This window comes from Delftia sp. RIT313, assembly GCF_000632165.1.
GTDB lineage: Bacteria > Pseudomonadota > Gammaproteobacteria > Burkholderiales > Burkholderiaceae_C > Comamonas > Comamonas acidovorans.
In genome coordinates, this window is record NZ_JFYT01000088.1 from 1 (window position 1) to 23,272 (window position 23,272).

The following is a 23,272-nucleotide window of genomic DNA, read 5'->3' on the forward strand; positions in this document are numbered from 1 at the left end:
GGGGCGGGGAGGGCAAGGGCAGGAGGGGGCCCGGATTGGCGCCGGGTGCAGGAGAAGAGGAGGTCATGGGCGGCAGTATGTTGGGCCTCAACCATCCTGAAAATCACATAATTTCGTATCTACAATCCATTTTTTCAGCACGATCGGGGGCTTGGCAATGACACGCGTTCTCTATGACCTGGATGTGCTGCGCACCTTTTGTACCGGCGTCGAACTGGGCAGCTTTGCCCGGGCGGCGGACCGGCTGGGCCGCTCCACATCCGCCGTCAGCGCCCAGCTCAAGAAGCTGGAGTCCCAATGCGGCACGCCCTTGCTGCGCAAGTCCGGGCGGGGGCTGGTGCTGACGGAGGCGGGGGAAACCCTGCGCGGCTACGCGCTGCGCCTGCTGGAGCTCAACGACCGCGCCGTGGCGGCCGTGCGCGGCAGCGAGCTTCGCGGCCTGGTGCGCCTGGGCCTGCAGGAAGACCTGGGCGAAAGCGTGCTGCCCCATGTGCTGGGGCAGTTCGCACGTGCCCACCCGCATGTGCGCATCGAGGCCAGCGTGGCCCGCAGCGATGAACTGCGCGAACGCATGGCCCTGGGCCAGTTCGACCTGGCGCTGCTCTGGGATGTGGGCATGAACCATGCCTGCGTGCATGGCGAGCACATCATGCGGCTGCCGCTTCAGTGGATTGGCCCTGCATCGCTGGATGCGGCCGAGGCCGGCTGGGCGCGCGGCCTCAACGGCGGGGCGCAGGGCGATGAGGCGCTGCCCCTGGCCATGCTTGAGGCGCCTTGCCCCCTGCGGGACATCGTGACGGCCGCCCTGGACAAAAAGGGCCTGGCCTGGCGGCACGCCTTCAACAGCGCCAGCCTGACCGCCGTCTGGGCCGCCACGGCGGCCGGCCTGGGCCTGTCCGTGCGCACGCCGTTCGGCCTGCCCGCCCACGTCAGGCCGCTGGATGCGCAGGCCCTTGGCCTGCCGGCCCTGCCGTCCATGGACCTGATCCTGGGCCGCGCCGCGCTGGATGCCCCGGAGCCCGTGGACCGCCTTGCGCGCATCCTGGTCGATGCAGTGCGCGAGCATGTGCGCAGGCATGAAATCGCAATTTGAATTTATTTCTTCGTGATCAGGCCACTGAAATACTCATTCAGGTCACGAAAATCCTTCACCGTCCAGGCATGGGGCGGTACTTTCACGCCGTTTTCCCGCAAGGTCCTGGGAATCAAATCTCCATTCGGGCGAAGAATGACGGACGAGACAATCACGCCCGGATAATCATGCAGCCTTTTTCTGAAGGCAGCGGTCGTCAGGTCGGGCGTGGGAGGGTTGCTTTTGTTGGCCAGCGGGCCCGTGCCCCTGGCGTCTGCCCCGTGGCACATGGCGCATCTCGATGAATAGAGCTGCTTCCCATTGCTGTTGTCAGCAAAGCAGGGCGATGCCTGAATGGCCAACGATATTCCCAATGACGTGGCGAAGAGTGTTTTCATTTGCTCGTGGATTTTTTGTATGAATCTGATCCGCCGCGATCATATTGCCTTCCACGGCCACGCTGGGCGCTTGCCTGGCTGCCAGCCACGCGCCCACGAAAAAGCCCTGCAGTGCAGGGCTTGTGAAACTTGTGAATGAGGCGACAGGGCGCGCCTGGCTTACTTCTTTGCGTATTCGAACTTGGGCAGTGCCTTCAGCGCGTCCTTGGTGGCGCCGGGCAGGGTGATCTTGTTGTTTTCCACGCGGAACTGGTTCACGGGAATGGCCACGTCATGCTTGCCCATGCCCAGGAAGCCGCCCGCGCCGATGATGGCGTACGACACGGCCTTGTCGGGTGCGACGATCACATCGTCGATCTTGCCCACGGCCTTGCCTTCCTCGTTGTAGACGCTCTTGCCCAGCACGGATTTCTTCAGGCTCCAGCCCGTGGCCACGGCCTGGACTTCAGTGGCCGCCACGCCCAGCGTGGTGGTGCCCGCCACGGGCTGGGCCCAGCTGGTGGAGGCTGCGCCTGCGATCAGTGCGGCGGCGATCAAACCCATCTTCAGCGTCTTGTGACCTGTCATAGAGAACTCCTGGAAAACAAAATTTGAAGCCCTCATTAGGAGCGCTGCCCAAGCGCACGGAGATCGGAAAAGCAAGCAAAGGCCTGTCAGCCAATCGAGCGGCGCGGCGAGGAGCTTGCCTACAAGCTCCCGCAACCGTGCGCTGGCGGGGTGCCGGCCCCCAATCAGATGGCGCTCAGATGCTCATACAGAATCACCGAGCCGATGCCGATCAGCAGCACACCGCCAACAGCCTCCGCCCAGCGGCCCGCAATGCTGCCCAGCAGGCGGCCGACCATGACGCCCAGGGTCACCATGGCGAAGGTGGCAAAGCCGATGGCCAGGGCCACGGTGGTGATGCTCACATCCAGGAAGGCCAGGCCCACGCCCACGGCCATGGCGTCGATGCTGGTGGCGAATCCGGTGGCCACCAGCAGCCAGAAGCCGTGCCGGGCGGGCTTGGCCTCTTCTTCGCCGTCAGCGGCCTTGAGGGCGCCCAGCAGCATGCGGCCGCCCAGCACCAGCAGCAGCACGAAGGCAATCCAGTGGTCCCATGCCTTGACGTAGTCGGAAGCCGCATAGCCCAGCGCCCAGCCGGCCAGCGGCGTCAGGGCTTCGATGACGCCGAAGATGGCGCCTGTGCGCAGGGCTTCGGACCAGCGGGGTTTGAGCAGTGCGGAGCCCTTGCCCACGGCAGCGGCAAAGGCGTCGGTGGACATGGCAAAGGCCAGGAGCAGGATGGATGCGGCGTTCATCTGGGAGGGGTTCTTCACGGCCGGGCAAGCGCACAACGGCACTTCACCGCCGCCCGACCTTGTGACCTGTGTCGCGGTGAAATGCCGATGGTCTCGCCAACCGAAGAACGGATGCCTGCGCCACAGCATGCAGGATGCCGAGTGTGTTGACGCAGGCGCTTGCAGGTTGCAAGCAGGCTACTCCCCAAGGGATGCGTGATTCTAGGAGCGCGGGGCGTGATCGGGGCCTATGCCCCCATCGGCATGCGGCTCTCTGGAAATGATTCGTATCTTCGTGGCTGCAGCTATTTTCCGTTGGCGTACCGATTGCGCTCTTCAACGAATTTCCTGATTTCCGACGCTTCAATGGGCCTGCTGAAATAGTAGCCCTGTATTTCATCGAAACCCAGGGAAACCAGTAAATCAAAGACTTCGGCGCTGTCAACGCCCTCCGCCACCAAGCGATAGCCAAGATCCGAGGCCATGGTCATGATGGATTTCAATACGGACAGGGCCCGGTCATTGGTATCGATGTCGCAGACCATGGACCGGTCTATCTTCAATATCTCGGCAGGCAGATTCTTGAGCGATGCAAGATTGGAATATGCGGCACCAAAATCATCCAGTGCAACCTTGATGCCGAGTTTCCTGATCTGTTGAAGCGCCTGAACCGTGCCATGGCCTGTCAGCACATCGCTTTCTGTGCACTCGATCACGATGTTTTTCAGCGGAACGCCGTGCTGGTTGCACATGGCGTTCAGGTAGTCCGGAAAGTCGACCTCATCCAGATTGCGCGGGGAGATGTTGATGGAGACCTGAAGATCGAGTTTCTCGGCTTTCCAGGCCGCCACCTGCGCCAGCGCCGTTTTGATCACGAACCGTGTCAGGCTGTGGATCAACGGCGTGGCTTCAACCAGAGGGATGAATTCGCTGGGCGGGATTTCTCCCATTTGTGGATGCTTCCAGCGTATGAGCGCCTCCAGCCCCTTGCAGCTGAAACTGTGGTTGTCGAATTTGGGCTGGTACACCAGCCGCAGCTGCCCATTGCCCAGCGCATGTCCGAAGTCCCGCAGGAGCCGATAGGATCGTTGCTGGAGACTGTCCTCATTCTCCTCATAGCGGTGAAACGATCGAGCGTTGTATCCGGCCTGCTGCACGCACACCATCGCCTTGCGAATGACATCGTCCACCTCGTCCTGGTTCAGGTAGAACCGCACCACGCCTGCCCTGGGTTGAAGTTCGAACCGCAGATCGGCGCTGGTGATGGGTTTTTGCAGGTATTCCAGCAATTGGTTGACCAATGCCTCCTCATCTTCTTGCCTGCCGGCGCTGATCACCCAGGCAAACCTGGCCAGACCCACGTGGTAGACGGTTGCGTGCGGCCCCGTCATGTCCGTGACTGCCTTGGCAATGTCACGCATGAGCTGCTCGACATAGTTCAAGCCCAGCGCATTGCTCATTTCCAGCAGGCTGGCGTGGTTGAGCACCTCCATCAATACCAGACCGCGTGCCGATCCCGGGGCCAGAATGCAAAGGCTCTTCAGGTCCAGCTTGAGTTGCGTGCGATTTGGCAGGCCCGTGACTTCGTTTATTTTTCCAATTCTGTGATGGTAGTGAAGTTGAGCCTGAACGATGGCAGCCATGGCTTGCAGTTGCTGGCCTTGCTCTTCGGAGAATGTCCTGGGCTGGGTATCGATGATGCACAGGCTGCCGATGGCGTGGCCGGATTCCATTATCAAAGGCACGCCTGCATAGAACCTGATATTGGGCTTGTGGGTGACCAGGGGATTTTCTGAAAATCTGCGGTCCAGGTGCGTATCGGGAATCACCATGATTCCTTCGTTTCTGATGGCACAGAAGGCATCCGTGCGCAAGCTGCCATCCATATCCACACCCACCGGTGCCTTGAACCATTGCCTGTGCTCGTCCAGAACCGTGATGATGGCAATCGGAGCCATGAACATGCGGCTGGTGAGCTCGGTGATGCGCTGAAATTCCTTTCTGGCATTCAGGTCCAGGATTTCAGCGGTCTGCAGTCCGAGCAGTTGCTCTTTCTCGGATTCGGTAGTCCAACGGGTAAGCATCGATTTCCTGCCTCAGTGAACCCATACTATAAAACTGCCGCGCCTTTGGGGGCAAAGGGATTACTGGGCGTCCAGCAGCGGTAAAAGCTCCTGCAGTTTTTCCAGTGCGCCTGGACCTTGAAGCTCGGAGATGGTGCCCAGCGGCTCCGAGTCTTCCACGATCACATAGGCCATGGACCACTTGGCAAAACGCCTTTGATCAAGGCGTGCCTGCGGAAACAGGGGCGTGAAGTTGATGTGTCTTTCATCGCGCGAGATGGACTCCACCAGCAGCGCCAGTTGCTCTGGCGGCCCTTCGACATACTGGAAGAAGCGTTCACCGTCGAAAACCAGCATGCCTGTGATCCCGGCCGACCAGTTGAAGGTGCGCGCCGCCTTGATGATCGCCGCGATGCAGGTGGTGTCAGCCCCTGGGGCCAGTTGGCTGTGATAAAGGAAACATTCGAGAGAATTTTCTTGCATACCCTCCGCCTTTCTGAGTTGTTGGGCGGCGATGGTATGCGTTGCGCGAGGGGGGGGCACGTAGGTGCGCAACCCGTTGTTGCATATGTAACCATACTGCTTGCACCCTGGGCCTGGGCGGCTGCGGGGCCCAAGGACAACAAGCCCCCACAAACGCTGGCGGGCAGGGCTTGCGGGGGCTTGTGCAAGAGGAGGAGAGTGGTCCAGGCCTGGATGACGTGGCCGGCCTCACAGGCGCGGCATCGCCTTCATTGCTGCTGCTTTTGCGGCAAGGGCTGGCCTATCTGTCGCTGGTTGGCCTTGGTCTGCTGCTGGGTGTAGTTGCCATCGCTGATGGGCTGGCCCATCTGCATGGGGACATACGAACGGTGATGGGACCCTGCCATGGGAATGAGCTGCTTCATGGGGAGAACTCCTGATCCGGCGGGTGGCGGCTGGAGGCCAATGCCGCCGGGCTTTAGGGGTTGCGGGAGGAATGCAGCAAGTGTGTGGCGGGCCGTGAAATCCAGGTGTAGGAAAGATCGGAAGCCGTGTAGTCATGCCTGCGCAAATGCAAGAAAGCGCTGACCTGCACGAAGGGGCAGGGCACCCCTTGGCACAGATCAGCGCTGTACAGGCCGCGCCTTGTCCGTCAGAACTTCAGGCTGTCACTGCCTTCCGCGCGCAGCGTCTTCGCGTCGAAGTCCACCGAGAAATGGTCGCTGGGCTTGCCCGAGCCCAGGCCCTTGAGGATGGAGAACACCTGCTTGAAGCTGTACTGGAAGGGCTGGCCCACGGGCGTGCTGTCGGCCAGCTTGTCGCCCGTTTTCTGGGGCGCCGAGGTCAGGGCAGGGAAGGCGCTCATCAGCAGGCGGTACTGCTCCACGCGCTGCTTGCCCATGTCGTTCAGCGACAGGCCGCCCGCGTAGACGGTGCGGTGGAAGTCGCCGTAGAAGGTATAGGCCGACACATTGGCCAGCGCGTTGAAGTCCACGCCCGCGGCCTGGGCCTTGGCGCGGGCGGCGTTCTCGGCCACGCTCCAGTCGGCGGCCCACTGCGCGGCATTGCCGGCCACGGGGCTGCCTTGCAGGCAGCCGGCGCTGGGCTTGAACGGCACGGCAACGCCTTGCGCGGCCAGGCCGGCGAGCTGGGCGTAGGTGACCTTGGTGTCCAGCTGGGCCATGGTCAGCATCTGCTGCAGGTTGAGCTGGCTGACCAGGTCCTTCATGTCGCAGGCCCAGTACTCGTCCAGGAAGCGCAGGCGCGACAGCTCGCCGAAGTAGCGGCTGGTGAAGTCGCCATAGCTGGTGCTGGACAGAATGGCCTTGTCCCAGCGGCGCTTGGCGTCCTCGGGCTTGCTGCTGCCTTCCACGTACTTCCATTCCATCTCGTACAGCGGAAAGAGCTCGTTGAAGCGCGGCACGTTGTTCAGCGCCACGGTCTGCACGTCCACCTTGCGCGGCGTGTCGAAGCGCACGATCTTGTAGGCCGCGCCGTAGACGGCCAGCGACGGCGACTGCACGTTCACCAGGTACTTGCCGCTCTTGCTCAGGTAGTCGTTGGTGCCGTTGAAGTGCATGTGGCCGCCGATGTGCAGCGGCAGGCCCGTGGCGGCCACCGCCTCGGCCGTGGCCTGCTCGGGCACGCGCGCCGTCTGGAAGGCGCCGGGCTTGAAGGCGGCCTTGATGGCGTCGGTCTGGTTGGCGTAGAAGTCCATGGTCGGGTAGTGCGAGAAGGCCACCAGCTGCTTGCCCTGGGCCTTGGCGCGCGCGCTCACCGATTCGATCCACGCCATCACGCTCTTCTTGTGCGTGGTCATCTTGTTCCAGCCTGCATTGCCGGCGCCGGTGAAGCCCTTGGGCGAGTTGGGCTTGGCGGGGTCCAGCTTGTCCGGCACGAAGACGTTGGCGTCCACCGACAGCAGCCACAGGCCCTTGACGGGCTCGACCAGGTAGCTCACATCGGCAATGCTGGTGCAATTGGTGTAGCCGGCCTGCTTGAACCTGCCGCCTTCGCCTTCCTTGCAGATCTCGTAGCTGCGCTGGCCCAGCTGGGCCTGTCTGGCGGCCTCGGCATAGCTGTACTTGTCCTGCGCGTAGGTGCTGTAGGGGGTCTCCCAGTACACGTCCTTCTCATTGGGCATCAGGCCGTAGGGGGCCAGGTCGCGCAGCAGCGAGGCATAGCCTTGCTCCATCAACTGGTCGGTACAGACCACGTTGGCTTCGGCGTTCAGGCAGCCCTGGTAGTTCTTGGCGTAGACCTTGACCGTGCTGCCGTTGGCGGCCATGAAGTCGTCCTTGCCCTTTTCGTCATCGTCGTAGGGGGCGACAGGGTCATGGTTGCCGGGCGCGATGAAAAAGCGCATGCCCTTTTTCTCGTACTCGGCCAGCACGGCGCGAAAGCCGTTCACGTTCAGCGGCTGGCCGTCGTCGGAGAAGTCGCCGGGAAAGGCCACCAGCTTCACGCCCTTGGCCAGCGAATCGTCCAGCGCGGCGCGGAAGGCGAAGTAGTTCTCGTTGAACAGCCGCGTGGAAGTCAGCTGCGCATACATGGTGCGGATGGTGGCGAACATGCCATTGGCCGTGGGCACGCCCTTGAAGCTGCTGTTCTTGAGGTCGCCGTACACGTCCTGGAAATGCACATCGGCCATGAAGGCCACGGCCTGGCTGTTCGTTCCCCCATCTGCCCTATCGCCATCGCTTCCACCACAACCCGCCAGGGCCAGCGCTGCGGCACCGGCCACCATTCCCAATTTCCAGACTTGCATTCTTCGTGTTGCGCGGGGCGCTCTGATTGACAAAGTCCGGCATTGTCTGCAGCCCATGTTTCATGGGTGTGACAGGGCAACCCAGCCAGGCGTGTTAGACGGCGTCCGACTTTTGCAGGGGGAGGGCGCGCAGCGGGCACGCCGATTGCTACGTCTCCATGGCCTGCAACCACAGGCGGAGAGTGCCCATGAATTCCATGAATCACCCCTTGCTGAGGCTGGCCGATTCAACCCCGGCCCTCAGGTCCGGCAAATACACGGATTACCGCACGTCGGCCGTCTTGCCGCAGCTGCGCAGAATCGGCGTGTTCCGCGCGCGCCGCTTTGGGGATCTGCTGTGCGCCACGCCCGTTCTGCGTGCATTGGCTGCGGCCTGGCCCAAGGCACGCATCACCCTGATCGGGCTGCCCGAGGCCGAAGGCCTGGCGCAAAGGCTGTCTTCGGTCGATGACTTCGAGCTGTTTCCCGGCTGGCCCGGTCTGCCCGGCGTGCCCTCGGCCAAGGCCGATGAATACAGCTTCTTCCAGCGCCGCATGCGTTCGCGCCGCTTTGACCTGGTGGTGCAGCTGCACGACTCGGGCCGCAACACCAATGCCCTGGTCGCCAACTTTGGCGCGCGCCGCAACGCGGGCTTTGCGGACCCCGATGACTGGGTGCCCGAGGCGGATGCGCTGCGCTTTGTGCCCTGGCCCGGGCAGGGCAGCGAAGTGCTGGGCCTGCTGGCCCTGACCGACTACATGGGCCTGCCGCGCCGCGGTCTCAAGCTGGATCTGCCGTTGAATGCCGATGACCGCGCCCGCGTCCGCCCGCTGCTGCCCGCAAGCCGCCGCTACGCCATCGTGCACCCAGGCGCGCGGCTGGCTGTGCGCCGCTGGTCCGCCAGCGGCTTCGCGGCCGTGGCCGACCGGCTGGCACAGGCGGGGCTGGAAGTGCTGCTCACCGGCAGCGAGGACGAGCGCGCCCTGGTGGCATCGGTGGCCGCGCAAATGCGCCACCCCGCGCTGGACCTGAGCGGCCGCACCGACATCTGGATGCTGGGCGCGGCGCTGGCATCGGCCAGCGTGGCCGTGTGCAACAACACCACCGTCTCCATGATGGCTGCTGCCCTGGGCACGCGCAGCGTGGTCGCCTCGCAAGCCGGCGAAGTGGACCGGGGTCCGCCGCTGGACCCGCAGCGCCACCGGGTCTTCACCCCCGGCAACGATGCGCATGCCGCCGAACTGCTGGCGCAAGCAGCGCTGGCGCTGGCCGATGAAGAGCTGGCGTGAGGCATGTCCAGGGCCAGGGCACCCTCGGCACCCTCGGCGCCGTCAGTGCGGCCGCCCGGGCGCAAGCGGGACCAGTTCCATCCGGTCCCGTCCCTTGCGCTTGGAGGTGTAGAGGGCTTCGTCGGCCTGCTTGAGCCAGTGGGACAGCTCCACCCCGGGCTGGTCGAACAAGGTGGCACCGATGCTCAGCGACACCGGTTCCGGCGTCTCGAACATGGTCCGCGCCTGCTGCGCGAAGGCCTCGCGCAAGTCCTGGCCCAGCGCCTGCGCTGCCGCGTGGTCGACGCTGCGCAGCACGATCACGAACTCGTCCCCGCCCAGCCGTGCGGCCAGTGCGCCGCGCGGCAGCGCGCTGCGGATGAGGTCGCTCAGGGTCAGCAGCAGGCGGTCGCCGGCATCGTGGCCGTGCAGGTCGTTGACCTGCTTGAAGTGGTCGATATCGATCAGCAGCAGGGCGCAGGGGCTGGCCGCTGAGGCCTGCTCCAGCAGCTGGGGTGCGCGCAGATAGAGCGCGCGGCGGTTGTCCAGGGCGGTGAGCGGGTCGCGGGCGGCGATCTGCGCGATGCGTTCCTCGCGGCGATGGCGCTCCGTGCCGGTCATGGACATGGCGAGCAGCATGATCGCCATCACGCCTTCCACCAGAGAGACCAGGATCACCGTGCCGTGGAAATTGGCCAGGTTGATGAAGGTGTCCAGCGCCACGGCCGAGGCGGCCTTGGCGAAATAGAACAGGCCGTGGGCCAGCAGAACGAAGCGCAGCTGCGCCGCGCCCACGCCCAGCGTGCCGCCGTGCGGGCGCAGCAGCAGGCCGGCGCGCAGGCTGATGACGGCGATCAGCAGCGACTGGATGCCCAGCATTGCCCTGGACCACCACGGTCCGCTGGGCATGAACAGCATTGCCAGCCAGACGACGGCCACCAGCCACCACAGGCGCGGCAGCCGGGTGTGCGTGAACGCTGCAACGCCGGCCAGGAACAGCCAGTGCGCGCAGATCAGCAAGCCGTTGGGAAACCAGATGCCCAGCAGCACATGGCCGCTGGAGCGCAGCAGGGCCAGCACACAGCCCACGGCGATGATGGCAAACCCCCCGCTCCACAGCAGCAGCGAGCGTTCGCGCACGCTGCCCCATTCCGCAGCCAGATACAGCGCCGAGGCGGCGGCCATGGCCGTGGTGAGAACGAGCAGGGTGAAGGGATCGAGAACCATGGACGATGAAGATATCGGCGCAGGCAGGCCCCGTGCAATAGCTGCCAGGCAAGGCGCAATGCGGCGCAGGTCGGGGCCGTCGCATTGAAATGGAGCGGAGCGCGCGGGCCGAATTGTCGCAGGATGCGGGCCTTCAGGCCCTTGCTGCGCGGCAGTCCGTTGGGTGGAAGTCACGGATCGGGCGGCCCGTGAACGGGAGCCCGTTGCCTGATTTTCGGCCTGATTTCCGTGATGCAGCCGCCGTGGCGCTGGTCAGCGCGGATGCGGCTGGAGGCTTGAGCAGCCCGCCACAGCGGAGCACCGAGGGTGCGGTGACCGGGAAGCCGGCTGTCAGATGGCCGCTGCGTGCAGGCGGGTATTGAAAAGCGGCCCTTGCGTGAAGGCGGCCAGACGCTTGGCCAGCCACAGCACGGCCAGGTCCACCAGGGGCTCCACCAGCACCACGCACATGTAGGCGGCACCAAAGCTTGCGACCTCGGTCATGGTGGCCAGGCTGGCGCCATGGCCGTAGATGGCCCAGAAGGCGACCCACAGCACGATGCCGCCCTGGTAGGTGGTGGACAGGGCCAGGGCCTGCCGGTAGCTGATGTCCACATAGGCCGTGCCGGCCGGAATCAGCCGGCGCGCCAGCTGGCTCACCGCATACAGCGGCACCAGCAAGGTGGTGACGTTCATGCCGTACTGCGGCAGGTCGAAGGGTGCAAAGAACAGGCCCTGGACCAGCAGGCCGCACGCCAGGCCAATGGCCGCAGCACCCGCGCCGAACATCAGCAGCAAGGTCGAGCCCAGAATCAGATGGACCTCGGATACGCCGACCGGCTCATGCGGAAACACCTCGAAGAAGCTGAACACCAGCGCGGTGGTGATCACACTGCGCACCAGTAGCGCGAGCGCACCGCCGTTGTCGCGCAGGCTTTGCCGTGCCAGGGCGGCGGTCAGGCCGAAGGCCGCTGCGGCAGTGACGTAACTGAGGGCGATTTTCTCGGGACTGACGACGCCGGGTTCGATGTGCATGGGAGGTCCTGAACAGGCAAGGTCCGTTGGAGAGCCGGCGGGCACCGACTGCGCAACGGCAAAGGCACCGAGCATAGCCGGGGACGGTGTGCTGCGCCATGTTCATTTCACGCTGTAGTCACGCTGCCGCACTTCGGATAGCCATCGGTTTCACGCGCTCGATTTCACGCCGGGCTCTCGGCCGCTTTTTCGCATGACCAGGAATCGCTGTGCTGTTCCGCGCAGATCTCCCGTACGCACCCGCGCAGCCACCGGTGCGCCGGATCGGCATGCAGCCTCGGGTGCCACAGGAGTGAGACCGTAATCTCCGGCACAGGGACCGGAAGGGGGAAGCTGTGCATTCCGGCACGCAGGTTCCCCGTGTGCCGTTCGGGAACACTGGCGATCAGGTCGGAGGCCCGGGCCAAGGCCAGCGCCGCTGAAAAGCCGCCAACGATCGCAACGATCTGCCGTTGCAGGTCGAGAGAACTCAAGGCTTCATCGATGGGCCCCTTGTCCTGCCCTCGCCGGGACACGAGGATATGCCTGCCGGCCGCATAGCGCGCGGGCGTGATCTCGCCCTGGCTCAGCGGGTGCCCCATTCGCACGACGCCAATGAAACGGTCTCGGAACAACGCCTGCGCACGCACCTCCGGTCCTATCGTGCTCCCGACAACGCCGGTCTCCAGATCGACCGTGCCGTCGCGAAGCGGGCCGCTCCCTTTGTTTGACTTCTGCACAAAGCAAAGGCGAATGCCAGGCGCTTGCTCGCCGACGCGGGCAATCAGGTCCGGTCCGAAATTCTCCACAAAGCCTTCGCTGGTCCGCAGTGTGAACGTTCGGACCAGCTGCTGGAGGTTGGGCTGCTCGGCAGGGCGCAGAACCGCTTCCGTGTCCTGCACGAGCTGGCTGACCCGCTCGCGGAGTTCGAGCGCCCGAGGGGTGGGAACGAGGCCGCGCCCGGCCCGGACCAGCAGCGGATCGCCCGTCGTCTCCCGCAAACGCGCCAACGCCCGGCTCATCGCTGACGGGCTCTGCCGCAACCGTTGGGCGGCGCGCGCCACGTTGCCTTCCGCAAGCAGCACATCCAGGGTGACAAGCAGGTTGAGATCGGGTCTTGACATGGATCGACCGTAGCACGGCGTGTGGTGACATGGCGCCAGACGCATGAATAAAGTGAAAGTGGTGCGCCTTCCGCCATGCCGGGCAGGGAACTACGCTTCCGATAGCTCAATTTCGGGAGTCACCAACGATGAAAATCACACCAGAATCAGCCACGACAGCAAGAGATGGGATAGCCGCTGACAGGGCAGAGCAGACGCCGTCGATTCGGTGGGTGCTTGCCAGCCTTTCGCTATCGATGTTGCTGTCATCGCTGGGCACCAGCATCGCCAATGTGGGGTTGCCGACCTTGGCTCAGGCGTTCGGCGCCTCTTTCCAGCAGGTCCAGTGGGTCGTCCTTGCCTATCTGCTGGCCATCACCGCCCTGATCGTCAGCGTCGGACGGCTCGGCGACGTCATGGGCCGCCGACGGCTGCTGCTGGTCGGCATCTTCCTGTTCACGCTGGCCTCGGTCCTTTGCGGCCTGGCGCCCACGCTCCGGCTGCTGATTGCCGCCCGGGCGGTGCAGGGTCTTGGCGCGGCCATCATGATGGCCCTCACCATGGCGTTTGTCGCCGGGACGGTGCCGAAGGAAAGGACCGGCAGCGCCATGGGACTGCTCGGAACGATGTCCGCAATGGGCACCGCTCTCGGTCCATCGCTGGGCGGCGTCCTGATCGCCGGACTCGGTTGGCAGGCGATCTTTCTCGTCAACGTACCGCTGGGTATCGTGGCATGGGTTCTCGCGCATCGTTACCTGCCCGCCGATTGCCGGGGGGAGAAGACGGGGCGGGCCCGCTTCGACAATCTGGGCACCTTGCTGCTGGCTTTGACGCTTGTGGCGTACGCACTGGCCATGACGCTGGGGCGCGGAAGTTTCGGTCCGCTCAACGGGGCTCTTGTGTTGGCCACTGCCTTGGGGGCCGTGCTCTTCGTGCTTGCCGAGGCGAAAGCCGCATCGCCCTTGATTCGATTGGCGATGTTCCGTGATCCAGGCTTCAGCGCAAGCCTTGGCATGAATGCGCTCGTCTCGACGGTGATGATGTCGACGCTGGTGGTGGGGCCGTTCTACCTCGCCCGTGCGCTCGGGCTCAACGAAGCCCTTGTTGGCATCGTGATGGCGGTGGGCCCGTTGATCGCCATATTGAGCGGTGTCCCCTCTGGCCGTGCCGTCGATCGTTGGGGCGCGCCATCCATGGCCATCGTCGGGCTCATCGCCATGGCGGCGGGGGCATTTGCACTGTCCGTGCTTGCGTCGATGTTCGGCGTGGCGGGATACGTTGCTGCCATCGTCGTCCTGACCCCTGGATATCAGCTCTTCCAGGCGGCCAACAACACCGCCGTCATGGCGAATGTCCATCCAGACCAGCGCGGAGTCATCTCGGGCATGCTCAGCCTGTCGCGCAACCTCGGGCTCATCACCGGGGCATCCATGATGGGGACGGTTTTCGCGCTCGCTTCGAAGTCGCCCGACATCGCAACGGCGCATCCCGAGGCCGTTGCCAACGCGATGCGGATCACGTTCGCAGTCTCGGCCGTTCTGATCGTCGTTGCCCTGGCCATGGCAATGGCAGTTGCAAGCCGTGCTCTCGCGACAAGCCGTTCGTGACAAGGCTCAGTGCACCGGCCGGCTCAGCCGCCTGCTCGCCCTCGATATCGCGTAGTTCACCAGGCAGTACAGCACCGCCACCACCAGGTACACGGGCACCAGCGCGTGGTAGTTTGCGATGAGCACCTTGGCGTTCTGCATGAGCTCGCCATAGGTGACGATGTAGCCGAAGGTGGTGTCCTTGACCACGATGACCAGCTGCGCGACCAGGGCCGGGACGATGTAGCGCAGGGCCTGCGGGAAGACGACGAACCGGAAGACCTGGACCTCGGTCAGCCCCAGGCTTCGCGCGGCATCGGTCTGGCCGCGAGGGACGGCCAGCACGCCTGCGCGGTAGACCTCGGCCACCACGGCGGCGGTGCTCAGGCCTATGGGCAGGGTCAGCATCCAGTACGTGCCGAGCTTGATGCCGGCTGCGGGAAGCACCAGAAAGCACACGTAGATGAGCAGCAGCGTGGGCGTGCCGCGCAGGAATTCGATGACGGCGATGCTGGGCCAGCGCACGATGCGGGGCCGCGCCAGGCGCCCCGCCAGCAGCACCAGCCCAAGGCTCAGCGCAATGACGGCGGCCATGGCAGAGGATGCCAGCGTGCCGAGCAGGCCCCTGGCCAGAAAGGCCCAGGTGGTGGGCCAGGCGAAGAATTCCCAGAACCGGGCCTCGAGCTGGCCTGCGGACTGAAAACGCCACACGACGCCCGCAGCCAGCGCAATCAGCCCGGCCGCGGCGATCAGGCTGACCACCTGCGTGATCTTCCTGGCCTGCGGGCTGGGCGCGCCAAACAGAATGTCTTCCAGAGAACGGCTCATCGCAGTATCCGCAGCTTCTTTTCCAGGACGGCGCCCACCCAGGCAATGAGCAATCCGGTGGCCACGTACAGGGCGGCGGCCACCGCGAACGCGGCCATGCCGGCGGCGGAGTCGTTGGCGATCTTGGACACGAGCGCCGTGAGCTCCCGGCCCGCCAGCGGCACCTGGGACGCCAGCGAGGTGGACAGCATCAGCGCAATGAGCAGCGACGTCATCGGCTGCACCACCGAGCGCAGCGCCTGCGGCAGCACCACGGCCGAGATGATCTGCATGGGCCGCATGCCCAGGCTGAGCGCGGCCTCGATCTGGCTGCCGGCAATGGTGTTGATGCCCGCGCGCAGATAGTCCGCCGTGAACGCGGAGCAAACCAGGGTCAGGGCCAGGACCACGCTGGGTTCATAGTCGATCACGACATTGAGATCGGGCAGCGCGAACACGATGAAGATCAGCAGCGCCACGCTGGGAATGTTGCGGAAGATCTCGACGTAGGCGGTCAGCACGAAGCGCAGCGGCGGCAGCGGAAGAAGCCTGAGCACCGTGACGACCACGCCCAGCAGGAAGCCGGGCAGGAACGAGAAGGCGGTGAGCTTCCAGGTCAGCAAGAGGGCCTGCCAGAAGGCAGGCCCGTGGTCGGCGAGGAGCCGGGAGATGTCACCCATCGTTCAGGGCAGGGCGGGCGGCGTGGGAACGGCCGTGCTGCCGGTGCGCTGTCCGATGGAGACGGTCCACAGCTTGGCCCAGGTGCCATCGGCTTCGATTTTCTTCAGGAAGGCGTTGATGAAGGCCACGCCGTCCGAGCCCTTGGGCAGGCCGATGCCGTAGGAATCCTGGGCGCCAAAGGGCGCGCCTGCCAGCCGCGCGTCGCCAGTGCCCAGGCTCAGGGTGTTGAGCAGCAGGGTGTAGTCGGTCACATAGGCGTCCACACGGCCCTGGCGCAGGGAGTCCAGCGCTTCCTGGTGGGTCTGGAACTCCTGCACGACCGCCTTGGGCGCGTGCTGCGCCAGGATGGCGGGGCCCGTGGAGCCGGCCTGCGTGGCCACCTTCTTGCCTGCCAGGTCGCTGTACGACTGCACGGTCTTGTTGCTTGCCTTGACCAGCACCCCGGCCTGCGAGGTGTAGTAGGGGCCGGCAAACGAGATCTTCTCGGCGCGTGCGGGGGTGATGGAGTAGGTGGCGATCACCATGTCCGCCTGGTTGTTGATGAGCACCTGCTCGCGCGTGGACGAGGTCACCTGTGCGAACTGGTACTTGGACGCATCGCCCAGGATGTAGCGCGTGAGCAGCTGGGCCAGGCCTGCGTCGAAGCCGCGGATCTTGCCGTCCTTCTCGTTGAGCAGGGAGAACAGATTCGAGGTCTGGGTGCTGCCCAGGCGCAGCGTGCCGGTCTGCTTGATCTTGCTGGCCCAGGTGCTGGAGGCGATGGTCGCGGCGTCGGCGACGGGGCCCTGCGCCACCAGGGCGTCAAACGCCGCTGTGTTCAGGGGCGCGCCCTGCGCAAAAAGCGATCCACTGCCCACGATCGCCAGCGTCACCACGGTGGATTTCAGAATGGATTTGATGGGCATGTGGTCTTCCTGCTTGGTCTGTGATGTAAATCTGGGGATGGCTGCCAGGGGCAAGGGCCGATTATGGCGACTCGCGGCCCTTGCTGCCGCACAAGGGCTCAGTCCCTGGTCATGCGCCGGTCGTGCGCGGGTCACGTGCTGGCCATGCGCCGACCAGGCGCGATGGTGGGGGCTGCGGCATTGAGCGTCTCGATCGCATAGCCGGCTGCTGCCTTGTAGCGGGCCATGAAGCCCTCGCGCTCCTCGCGCGGCAGCACCTCGTCGATATGGTCGAAGACGCCGCCGCAGCGCTCGTCCACCAGCCCCAGCAGGCCGAAGGGGCCGGCCCCGCGGTTGCGCAGAACCAGGGCCGAGATGTCCTTGCACAGCCTGTCGTCATAGGCGCGCAGCGCCTGCGGGCCCACGCCGTGGTCCAGCAGCTGCGCCCCCAGCACGCGCGCGTCCACGATGGCCTGGCTGGCGCCGTTGGAGCCCACGGGGTACATCACGTGCGCCGCATCGCCCAGCAAGGCCACGCGGCCGTCCACCCAGGTGGGCACGGGGTCGCGGTCGATCATGGGGTACTCGAAGACATCCGTGGCGCCGCGCAGCATGGCCGGCACGTCCAGCCAGCCGTAGTCCCAGCCGTCGAAGTGGTGGATGAATTCCTCCAGCGCCACGCGCCGGTTCCAGTCGCCTTGCTGCCAGCCGCCGTCGTTGTCCACCGTGATCTCGGCGATCCAGTTGATGGTGGCCAAGCCCGTGACGGGGTCCGGCGGCGTGATGGGGTACAGCACCACGCGATGGCGCAGCGAGCCCACGCCCACGAAGGACGCACCGGTGCGCACCGGCACGCCCGGCGTGGTGCCGCGCCACATGATGGCGCCGCCCCACTGGATGGGCGGCTGAGCGGGGTGCATCTGCGCGCGCACGGCCGAGTGCAGGCCATCGGCCGCCACCAGCAGCGAGCCCTGCACCTCCAGCCGCTGGCCATCGCGGGTGTCGATGAGGGCGGTCACGCCCTCGGCATCCTGCCGGTAGCCCACCACGCGCCGGCCCAGTTGCACGGCACCCTCGCCCAGGCGCTCCCGCACGGCGTTGAACAGCATCATCTGCAGCTGCCCGCGGTGCACCGCGTACTGCGGCCAGTGGTAGCCCGCCTGCAGCCCGCGCGGCTCGGCATATACCTCGTTGCCGTTGCGGCCTACCAGCGCCCATTCCCGCGCCTGCAGGCCGATGGTGTCCAGCACATCGTTGCCGAAACCCAGGTCATGCAGTTCCCGCACCGCGTTCGGCTGCAGGTTGATGCCCACGCCCAGCGGCTGCAGCTGCGCCACCGACTCGAACACGATGCAGGGCACGCCGATCTGGTGCAGCGTGAGGGCAGTGGCCATGCCACCGATGCCGCCGCCGGCAATGAGCACGGGGCGGGATGGATTGTTGTGTGAAGCAGCAGCAGACATGCCGGGATTGTCCATGCAATGGCTGCGGGCGGATGTCCCATCTGCGGCGCGTGCATGGCGCAAACAATGTATGATGACCATCATGCGAAACACAAATTCCAGCGCCCGGGCTTCCGCCAAGGAGGCCACGCATGAGCGCATCGTGTCCGTGGCGGCGCGTGCCATCCGCCGCAGCGGCTATGGCGGCACCGGGGTGGCGGACATCATGAAGGAGGCGGGCCTGACGCACGGCGCCTTCTACGCCCATTTCGCCTCGCGCGACGCCATGCTGGCCGAAGCGGCGGGCAAGGCCTGCGCCGAGTCCTGCGCCGCCGTCGCCGACGTGGTGGCCAAGGCACCGCCCGGCATGGTGCTGCAGGCCATGCTGGCCGCCTATCTTTCCAAGGAACATGTCCAGCGCGCCGAGGTGGGCTGCCCCCTGGCGGCCCTGGGTTCCGAGACCTCGCGCCAAGCGCCTGAGGTGCGCCGCGTGGCCACGGGCCACATCAAGGAAATGGTCGATCTCATCGCCCGCCAATCGCCGGACTGGGGACAGCCCGGTGCCCATGAGCGCGCGCTCGTCACCTTGTCCACCATGGTCGGCAGCCTGCTGCTGGCTCGGGCAGTGGACGATCCGGCCCTGTCCGACAGCCTTCGCGAAGCAGCACTCAAGCACCTGGCGCCGGCCAGCCAGTGATGGCGCATGCCCTGTGCATGTGCCTGGATTTTTTTTCGCCATTACATATGATGACCATCATATAAAGGAAAGCCATGAAGGCATTCATTCTGGAAAGCCATGGAGCGAACCGCGCCTTGCAGCTGGCAGACGTACCCGAGCCGCAGCTGCGTGACGACGAAGTCCTGGTCCAGGTCCATGCCGCAGGCGTGAACCAGCTGGACTCCAAGATCAGGGACGGGCAATTCAAGCTCATCCTGCCCTATCGCCTGCCCCTGATCCTGGGCCACGACCTGGCCGGCGTGGTGGTCAAGGCCGGCCCGCGCGTGCGGCAGTTCAAGCCCGGCGACGAGGTCTATGCACGCACGGACGATTTCCGGATCGGTACGTTCGCGGAGTTCGTGCCGGTCAAGGAGTCGTCGCTGGCGCCAAAACCGAAGGGGCTCACGATGGAAGAGGCGGCCTCCATCCCCCTGGTGGGCCTGACGGCCTGGCAGGCACTGGTGGAGACAGCGAAGCTGACGAAGGGGCAAAGGGTCTTCATCCAGGCCGGCTCCGGGGGCGTGGGCACGTTCGCCATCCAGCTGGCCAGGCACCTGGGCGCCACTGTGGCCACCACCACGAGCGCGGCCAACTTCGAGCTGGTCAGGAGCCTGGGTGCGGATGTCGTCATCGACTACCGCACGCAGGACTTCGAGGACGTCCTGCACGACTACGACGTGGTGCTGAACAGCCAGGACGGCAAGACGCTTGGCAAATCCCTGCGCGTGCTCAAGGGCGGCGCGAAGCTGGTCTCCATCTCCGGCCCACCCGATCCCGCGTTTGGCAGAAACATCGCGGCGCCCGCATTCGTGCGGCTGGTGATGCGGCTGCTCAGCTCCGGCGTCAGGCGCCGGGCGCGAGGCCGTGGCATTGACTACTCCTTCCTCTTCATGCGGGCCAACGGCGGCCAGCTGCGCGAGATCACCCGCCTCATCGAAGCGGGCGCCATCCGCCCGGTCGTGGACAAGGTCTTCGCATTCGAGTCCACCAACGAGGCCCTTGCCTATTCCGAAGCCGGCCATGCCAAGGGCAAGGTCGTCATCAAGATCCGTTGAATCTGTTTCCCCCCACCCCCTGGAGTGCTCCATGAAAATTGAAAACGCTGTTGTTCTCGTCACCGGCGCCAATCGCGGCATCGGCCTGGCTTTCGCACGCGAGCTGCTTGCCCGTGGCGCCCGCAAGGTCTACGCTGGCGCGCGCGACCCCGCCACCGTCACCCAGCCCGGCGTGCATGCCCTGCAGCTGGACGTGAACCGCCCGCAGGACGTGGCCGCCGCCGCCGCGCTGGCGTCGGACGTCACGCTGGTGATCAACAACGCCGGCATTGCACAGCCCGGCGGCTTCATGGCGCCCGACAGCGAAGAGGTCGCCAGGCGCATCTTCGAGACCAACTTCTTCGCCGTGCTGCGCATGAGCCAGGCCTTCGCGCCGGTTCTCAAGGCCAACGGCGGCGGGGCCTTGCTCAATGTGCTGTCGGTGGCCTCCTGGGTGAACGGCGGCGAGCTGGCCGCCTATTCGGCCAGCAAGTCGGCCGCCTGGTCGCTCACCAACGCCCTGCGCAGCGAGCTTGCAGGGCAGAAGACACAGGTGCTGGGCCTGCACATGGCCTATGTCGACACCGACCTCACGCGCGGGCTTGAAGCGCCGAAGTCCAGCCCCGAGGACATCGTCAGCCGCGCGCTGGACGGACTGGAGGCCGGGCTCGATGAAGTGCTGGCCGACGAGCTCACCCAGCAGGTCAAGCGCGGCATGACGGCGGCCCGGCCAAGCTATCTGCCGCAGGGCGCCTGAGATCGGACCGTGCCAGCCATGGGTGCCCATCCGCATGGATCGGCGTGGGCTGGCACGATCGGTCAGCGCCGGTTTGGCCTATATTTCCATATTTGTTGAAATATCGTATGATTCGCCCATGGATGAATCTGAAGTCGTCGAATCCCTGGCCGCGCTTGCCCACCCCTTGCGCCTGCGCATCTTCCGCGCGCTCGTCGTGGCCGGGCCCGAGGGGCTGACGCCGGGCGTCATGGCAGAAAGCCTGGGCGCCGCCAACACCACGCTGTCTTTCCATCTCAAGGAACTGACCCGCTCGGGCCTGGTGACGCAGGAGCGGGCCAGCCGCAACCTGGTGTACCGCGCCGCCTATGAGCGCATGAACGGCCTGCTCGGCTTCCTGACGCAGAACTGCTGTGCAGGTGCGTCATGCGAGGTGGCCGACATGTCCTGCAAGTCCTGCTGACGCTGCTCCCCCGGTTTCCCCGCCCCGAACATTTCCTGCCATGACTTCCGACAAACCCCTGAACGTCCTGTTTCTGTGCACGCACAACTCTGCCCGGAGCATCCTGGCGGAAGGCCTTCTGAATCACCTCGGCGGCGGGCGCTTCAAGGCCTACTCGGCAGGCAGCAGCCCCCGCGACAACCAGCAGCCTCATCCGCTGGCGATTGCGGCGCTGGAGCAGGCGGGCGTGTGCACCGAAGGCCTGCGCAGCAAAAGCTGGGACGAGTTCGGCGCGCCTGATGCGCCCCCTATGGACCTGGTCATCACCGTCTGCGACAGCGCCGCTGGCGAGGCATGCCCCTATTGGCCGGGCCAGCCCGCCACCGCGCACTGGGGCTACGCGGACCCGTCGCAGGCCGAAGGCTGCGACGAAGGCCGGCAGGCCGCATTCCGCCAGACCCTGCTGGCCATGCGGCAGCGCCTGGAGCGGCTCGTCAACCTGCCGCCATCGTCCCTGGCCAGGCACGCGCTGCAGCAGTCTGCCCGCGACCTGGCCCGTGACTGAAGCCTGCCACTGACGCCTGCTTTCGACACCCGCCACCGACACCGCTGCGGCCCCCGCTGCCGCCTGCACATCCCCGAAGAAAACAACACATGCTTGCGGCCCTCCTGATCTTTGCAGCCACCCTTGTCCTGGTCATCTGGCAGCCCGCAGGCCTGGGCATCGGCTGGAGCGCGTCGCTCGGCGCCATCGTGGCACTGGCCCTGGGGGTGGTGCACTGGGCCGATGTCGCCGTCGTCTGGGGCATCGTCTGGAACGCAACCGCCACCTTCGTGGCGGTCATCATCATCAGCCTGCTGCTGGACGAGGCCGGGTTCTTCGCTTGGGCTGCACTGCACGTGGCCCGCTGGGGCCGCGCAAGCGGCAGGCGCCTGTTTGCCTTCATCGTGCTGCTGGGCGCCGTGGTGTCTGCGGTCTTTGCCAACGATGGCGCCGCGCTCATCCTGACGCCCATCGTGATGGCCATGCTGGTGGCCCTGGGCTTTTCTGCCGCAAGCACCCTGGCATTCGTCATGGCGGCAGGGTTCATCGCGGACACGGCCAGCCTGCCGCTGGTGGTGTCCAACCTGGTCAACATCGTCTCGGCGGACTTCTTCGGCATCGGCTTCAACGACTATGCATCGGTCATGGTGCCGGTGAACCTGGTTGCCGTGGCCGCCAGCCTGGGCGTGCTGTTCCTGTTCTTCCGCAAGGATCTGCCCCGCACCTACGCCTTGGAGCGCCTGCAGCCGCCATCGGCCGCCATCCGGGACCTGGCCACCTTCCGCGCAGGCTGGGCCGTGCTGGCGCTGTTGATGCTGGGCTTCTTCGGGCTGGAGCCGCTGGGCGTTCCCGTCAGCGCCGTGGCCGCGGCCTGTGCGCTGCTCTTGCTGGCCGTCGCCGCCCATGGCCGGGTCATCAGCGCAGGCCGGGTCCTGAAGGGCGCGCCATGGCAGATCGTTGTGTTCTCGCTGGGTATGTACCTGGTGGTCTATGGCTTGCGCAACGCTGGGCTGACCGGCGCCCTGGCCAGGGTGCTGGAAGTGTTTGCGGGCGGCGGCGTGTGGGGCGCCGCAATAGGCACCGGCTTTCTGTCGGCTGGCCTGTCTTCCGTGATGAACAACATGCCCACGGTGCTGGTGGGCGCCCTGTCCATCGAGCACTCGGGGGCCACGGGGCTGGTGAAGGAAGCCATGGTCTATGCCAATGTGATCGGCTGTGACCTGGGCCCCAAGATCACGCCCATCGGCAGCCTGGCCACCTTGCTCTGGCTCCATGTGCTGGCCCGCAAGGGCATGACGATTGCCTGGGGCTACTACCTGCGCGTCGGCATCGTCCTGACCCTTCCGGTCCTTGCCATCACGCTGGTCGCGCTTGCCTTGCGGCTAAGCGTGGGCTGAGCGTGGGCTGAACGCCGGCCGGCCGGCGCGCTGGCGCATCAGCTGCTGCCGTCCTGCGCAGGCATCGGCACATTGGCGCGGCGTTCAAACAGGTGGGCCATGGCCTTTGCCGCCGCCTCGGCCGCTTCAGCGCGGCGCATCTCGGCCGCGTCCTCGAACCCGCAGCCCATGGCCTGGGCCTCGGTGCCGGCGTAGTCGGCCAGCGTCTCGGCGCTGTCGCGGATGCTTTGCAGGGCGCGGGCCACCACGTCCATGTGGCGATGGCCCTTGGGGGTCTCCAGCCATGCCAGGGCGAGCTGGGCGATGGCGGAGATTTCCGCACAGCCTTGCTGCACTAGATGGTCCACCTGGGTGAGGACATTGGACAGTTGCCGCGTGGTGTGGCTGTC

General features: G+C 65.5%; 24 protein-coding genes and 1 riboswitch. Of the genes, 9 read left to right on the forward strand and 15 right to left on the reverse strand.

The genetic code is table 11. The features are described 5' to 3' along the window. The first annotated feature begins 157 nt into the window (after nt 1-157). The gene (locus BW39_RS25265) at nt 158-1,093 is read left to right on the forward strand and encodes a LysR family transcriptional regulator (protein ID WP_043824903.1); all 936 of its coding nucleotides are present in this window, start codon (nt 158-160) and stop codon (nt 1,091-1,093) included. Between the two features lie 2 nt (nt 1,094-1,095). Here BW39_RS25265 and BW39_RS30650 read toward each other — a convergent pair whose 3' ends face one another. The 7 genes from BW39_RS30650 to BW39_RS25290 form a co-directional block, all read right to left on the reverse strand. After that, entirely contained in the window at nt 1,096-1,470 is a 375-nt protein-coding gene (locus BW39_RS30650; protein WP_081816293.1) for a cytochrome c, read from the reverse strand. Between the two features lie 159 nt (nt 1,471-1,629). Then, complete coding sequence (locus BW39_RS25270) at nt 1,630-2,037, reverse strand: PRC-barrel domain-containing protein (RefSeq protein WP_034395775.1); 408 nt, start codon at nt 2,035-2,037, stop codon at nt 1,630-1,632. A 164-nt stretch (nt 2,038-2,201) separates the two neighbouring features. After that, nucleotides 2,202-2,771 carry a manganese efflux pump MntP gene (mntP, locus tag BW39_RS25275; protein ID WP_043824905.1) on the reverse strand — a complete coding sequence of 190 codons (570 nt, stop codon included), beginning with the start codon at nt 2,769-2,771 and terminating at the stop codon, nt 2,202-2,204. A 19-nt stretch (nt 2,772-2,790) separates the two neighbouring features. Further along, a riboswitch (yybP-ykoY riboswitch) is annotated at nt 2,791-2,969 on the reverse strand. A gap of 86 nt (nt 2,970-3,055) precedes the next feature. After that, nucleotides 3,056-4,834: a putative bifunctional diguanylate cyclase/phosphodiesterase gene (locus BW39_RS25280; protein WP_043824907.1), complete on the reverse strand. Its 1,779-nt coding sequence runs from the start codon at nt 4,832-4,834 to the stop codon at nt 3,056-3,058. Nucleotides 4,835-4,894: 60 nt separating this feature from the next. Beyond that, nucleotides 4,895-5,296 carry a BLUF domain-containing protein gene (locus BW39_RS25285; RefSeq protein ID WP_043824908.1) on the reverse strand — a complete coding sequence of 134 codons (402 nt, stop codon included), beginning with the start codon at nt 5,294-5,296 and terminating at the stop codon, nt 4,895-4,897. Between the two features lie 248 nt (nt 5,297-5,544). Continuing rightward, nucleotides 5,545-5,700, reverse strand: a complete 156-nt coding sequence (locus BW39_RS31780) for a hypothetical protein (RefSeq protein ID WP_012206197.1) — start codon at nt 5,698-5,700, stop codon at nt 5,545-5,547. A 227-nt stretch (nt 5,701-5,927) separates the two neighbouring features. Continuing rightward, on the reverse strand, nt 5,928-8,042 hold the full coding sequence (locus BW39_RS25290) for a metallophosphoesterase family protein (protein ID WP_043824909.1): 2,115 nt from the start codon (nt 8,040-8,042) through the stop codon (nt 5,928-5,930). 188 nt (nt 8,043-8,230) lie between these two features. On the opposite strand from BW39_RS25290, the gene BW39_RS25295 reads away from it, so the two are divergent. Then, nucleotides 8,231-9,310 carry a glycosyltransferase family 9 protein gene (locus BW39_RS25295; RefSeq protein ID WP_052155427.1) on the forward strand — a complete coding sequence of 360 codons (1,080 nt, stop codon included), beginning with the start codon at nt 8,231-8,233 and terminating at the stop codon, nt 9,308-9,310. 42 nt (nt 9,311-9,352) lie between these two features. Here the strand turns inward: BW39_RS25295 and BW39_RS25300 are convergent, their stop codons facing one another. From BW39_RS25300 to BW39_RS25310, 3 genes are all read right to left on the reverse strand, one after another. Then, a complete protein-coding gene (locus BW39_RS25300; RefSeq protein ID WP_043824911.1) occupies nt 9,353-10,516 on the reverse strand; it encodes a GGDEF domain-containing protein in 1,164 nt (387 codons plus the stop codon). A gap of 330 nt (nt 10,517-10,846) precedes the next feature. Then, the gene (locus BW39_RS25305) at nt 10,847-11,530 is read right to left on the reverse strand and encodes an energy-coupling factor ABC transporter permease (RefSeq protein WP_034395797.1); all 684 of its coding nucleotides are present in this window, start codon (nt 11,528-11,530) and stop codon (nt 10,847-10,849) included. A gap of 164 nt (nt 11,531-11,694) precedes the next feature. Further along, nucleotides 11,695-12,633, reverse strand: a complete 939-nt coding sequence (locus tag BW39_RS25310; protein ID WP_043824912.1) for a LysR family transcriptional regulator — start codon at nt 12,631-12,633, stop codon at nt 11,695-11,697. A gap of 128 nt (nt 12,634-12,761) precedes the next feature. On the opposite strand from BW39_RS25310, the gene BW39_RS25315 reads away from it, so the two are divergent. Continuing rightward, entirely contained in the window at nt 12,762-14,219 is a 1,458-nt protein-coding gene (locus BW39_RS25315; protein WP_043824914.1) for an MFS transporter, read from the forward strand. A 6-nt stretch (nt 14,220-14,225) separates the two neighbouring features. Here BW39_RS25315 and BW39_RS25320 read toward each other — a convergent pair whose 3' ends face one another. From BW39_RS25320 to BW39_RS25335, 4 genes are all read right to left on the reverse strand, one after another. Further along, nucleotides 14,226-15,026, reverse strand: coding sequence for an amino acid ABC transporter permease (locus tag BW39_RS25320; RefSeq protein ID WP_043824916.1), 801 nt, complete (start codon nt 15,024-15,026; stop codon nt 14,226-14,228). Further along, entirely contained in the window at nt 15,023-15,685 is a 663-nt protein-coding gene (locus BW39_RS25325; RefSeq protein WP_043824919.1) for an amino acid ABC transporter permease, read from the reverse strand. The genes BW39_RS25320 and BW39_RS25325 overlap by 4 nt, the downstream gene beginning before the upstream one ends. 3 nt (nt 15,686-15,688) lie before the next feature. Next, nucleotides 15,689-16,591 carry a glutamate ABC transporter substrate-binding protein gene (locus BW39_RS25330; RefSeq protein WP_013801878.1) on the reverse strand — a complete coding sequence of 301 codons (903 nt, stop codon included), beginning with the start codon at nt 16,589-16,591 and terminating at the stop codon, nt 15,689-15,691. Between the two features lie 131 nt (nt 16,592-16,722). Next, nucleotides 16,723-18,033, reverse strand: coding sequence for a flavin-dependent oxidoreductase (locus BW39_RS25335; protein WP_034398818.1), 1,311 nt, complete (start codon nt 18,031-18,033; stop codon nt 16,723-16,725). Between the two features lie 70 nt (nt 18,034-18,103). Here BW39_RS25335 and BW39_RS25340 point away from each other — a divergent pair, with 70 nt between their 5' ends. The 6 genes from BW39_RS25340 to BW39_RS25365 all read left to right on the forward strand — a co-directional run bounded on the left by BW39_RS25340 (nt 18,104) and on the right by BW39_RS25365 (nt 22,883). Then, the gene (locus BW39_RS25340) at nt 18,104-18,709 is read left to right on the forward strand and encodes a TetR/AcrR family transcriptional regulator (RefSeq protein WP_043824920.1); all 606 of its coding nucleotides are present in this window, start codon (nt 18,104-18,106) and stop codon (nt 18,707-18,709) included. A gap of 74 nt (nt 18,710-18,783) precedes the next feature. After that, nucleotides 18,784-19,785 (forward strand): NADP-dependent oxidoreductase, encoded by a 1,002-nt coding sequence (locus BW39_RS25345; protein WP_043824921.1) that lies wholly within the window; start codon nt 18,784-18,786, stop codon nt 19,783-19,785. 31 nt (nt 19,786-19,816) lie between these two features. After that, nucleotides 19,817-20,521 (forward strand): SDR family oxidoreductase, encoded by a 705-nt coding sequence (locus BW39_RS25350; protein ID WP_034395816.1) that lies wholly within the window; start codon nt 19,817-19,819, stop codon nt 20,519-20,521. Between the two features lie 118 nt (nt 20,522-20,639). Further along, nucleotides 20,640-20,963 (forward strand): ArsR/SmtB family transcription factor, encoded by a 324-nt coding sequence (locus tag BW39_RS25355; protein WP_013801883.1) that lies wholly within the window; start codon nt 20,640-20,642, stop codon nt 20,961-20,963. Between the two features lie 40 nt (nt 20,964-21,003). Beyond that, nucleotides 21,004-21,507 carry an arsenate reductase ArsC gene (locus tag BW39_RS25360; RefSeq protein WP_043824923.1) on the forward strand — a complete coding sequence of 168 codons (504 nt, stop codon included), beginning with the start codon at nt 21,004-21,006 and terminating at the stop codon, nt 21,505-21,507. Nucleotides 21,508-21,596: 89 nt separating this feature from the next. After that, nucleotides 21,597-22,883, forward strand: a complete 1,287-nt coding sequence (locus BW39_RS25365; protein WP_043824925.1) for an arsenic transporter — start codon at nt 21,597-21,599, stop codon at nt 22,881-22,883. Nucleotides 22,884-22,921: 38 nt separating this feature from the next. On the opposite strand, the gene BW39_RS25370 is transcribed toward BW39_RS25365, so the two are convergent. Continuing rightward, nucleotides 22,922-23,272: hypothetical protein (locus tag BW39_RS25370; protein ID WP_043824926.1), on the reverse strand; the 351-nt coding region annotated here is incomplete at its 5' end.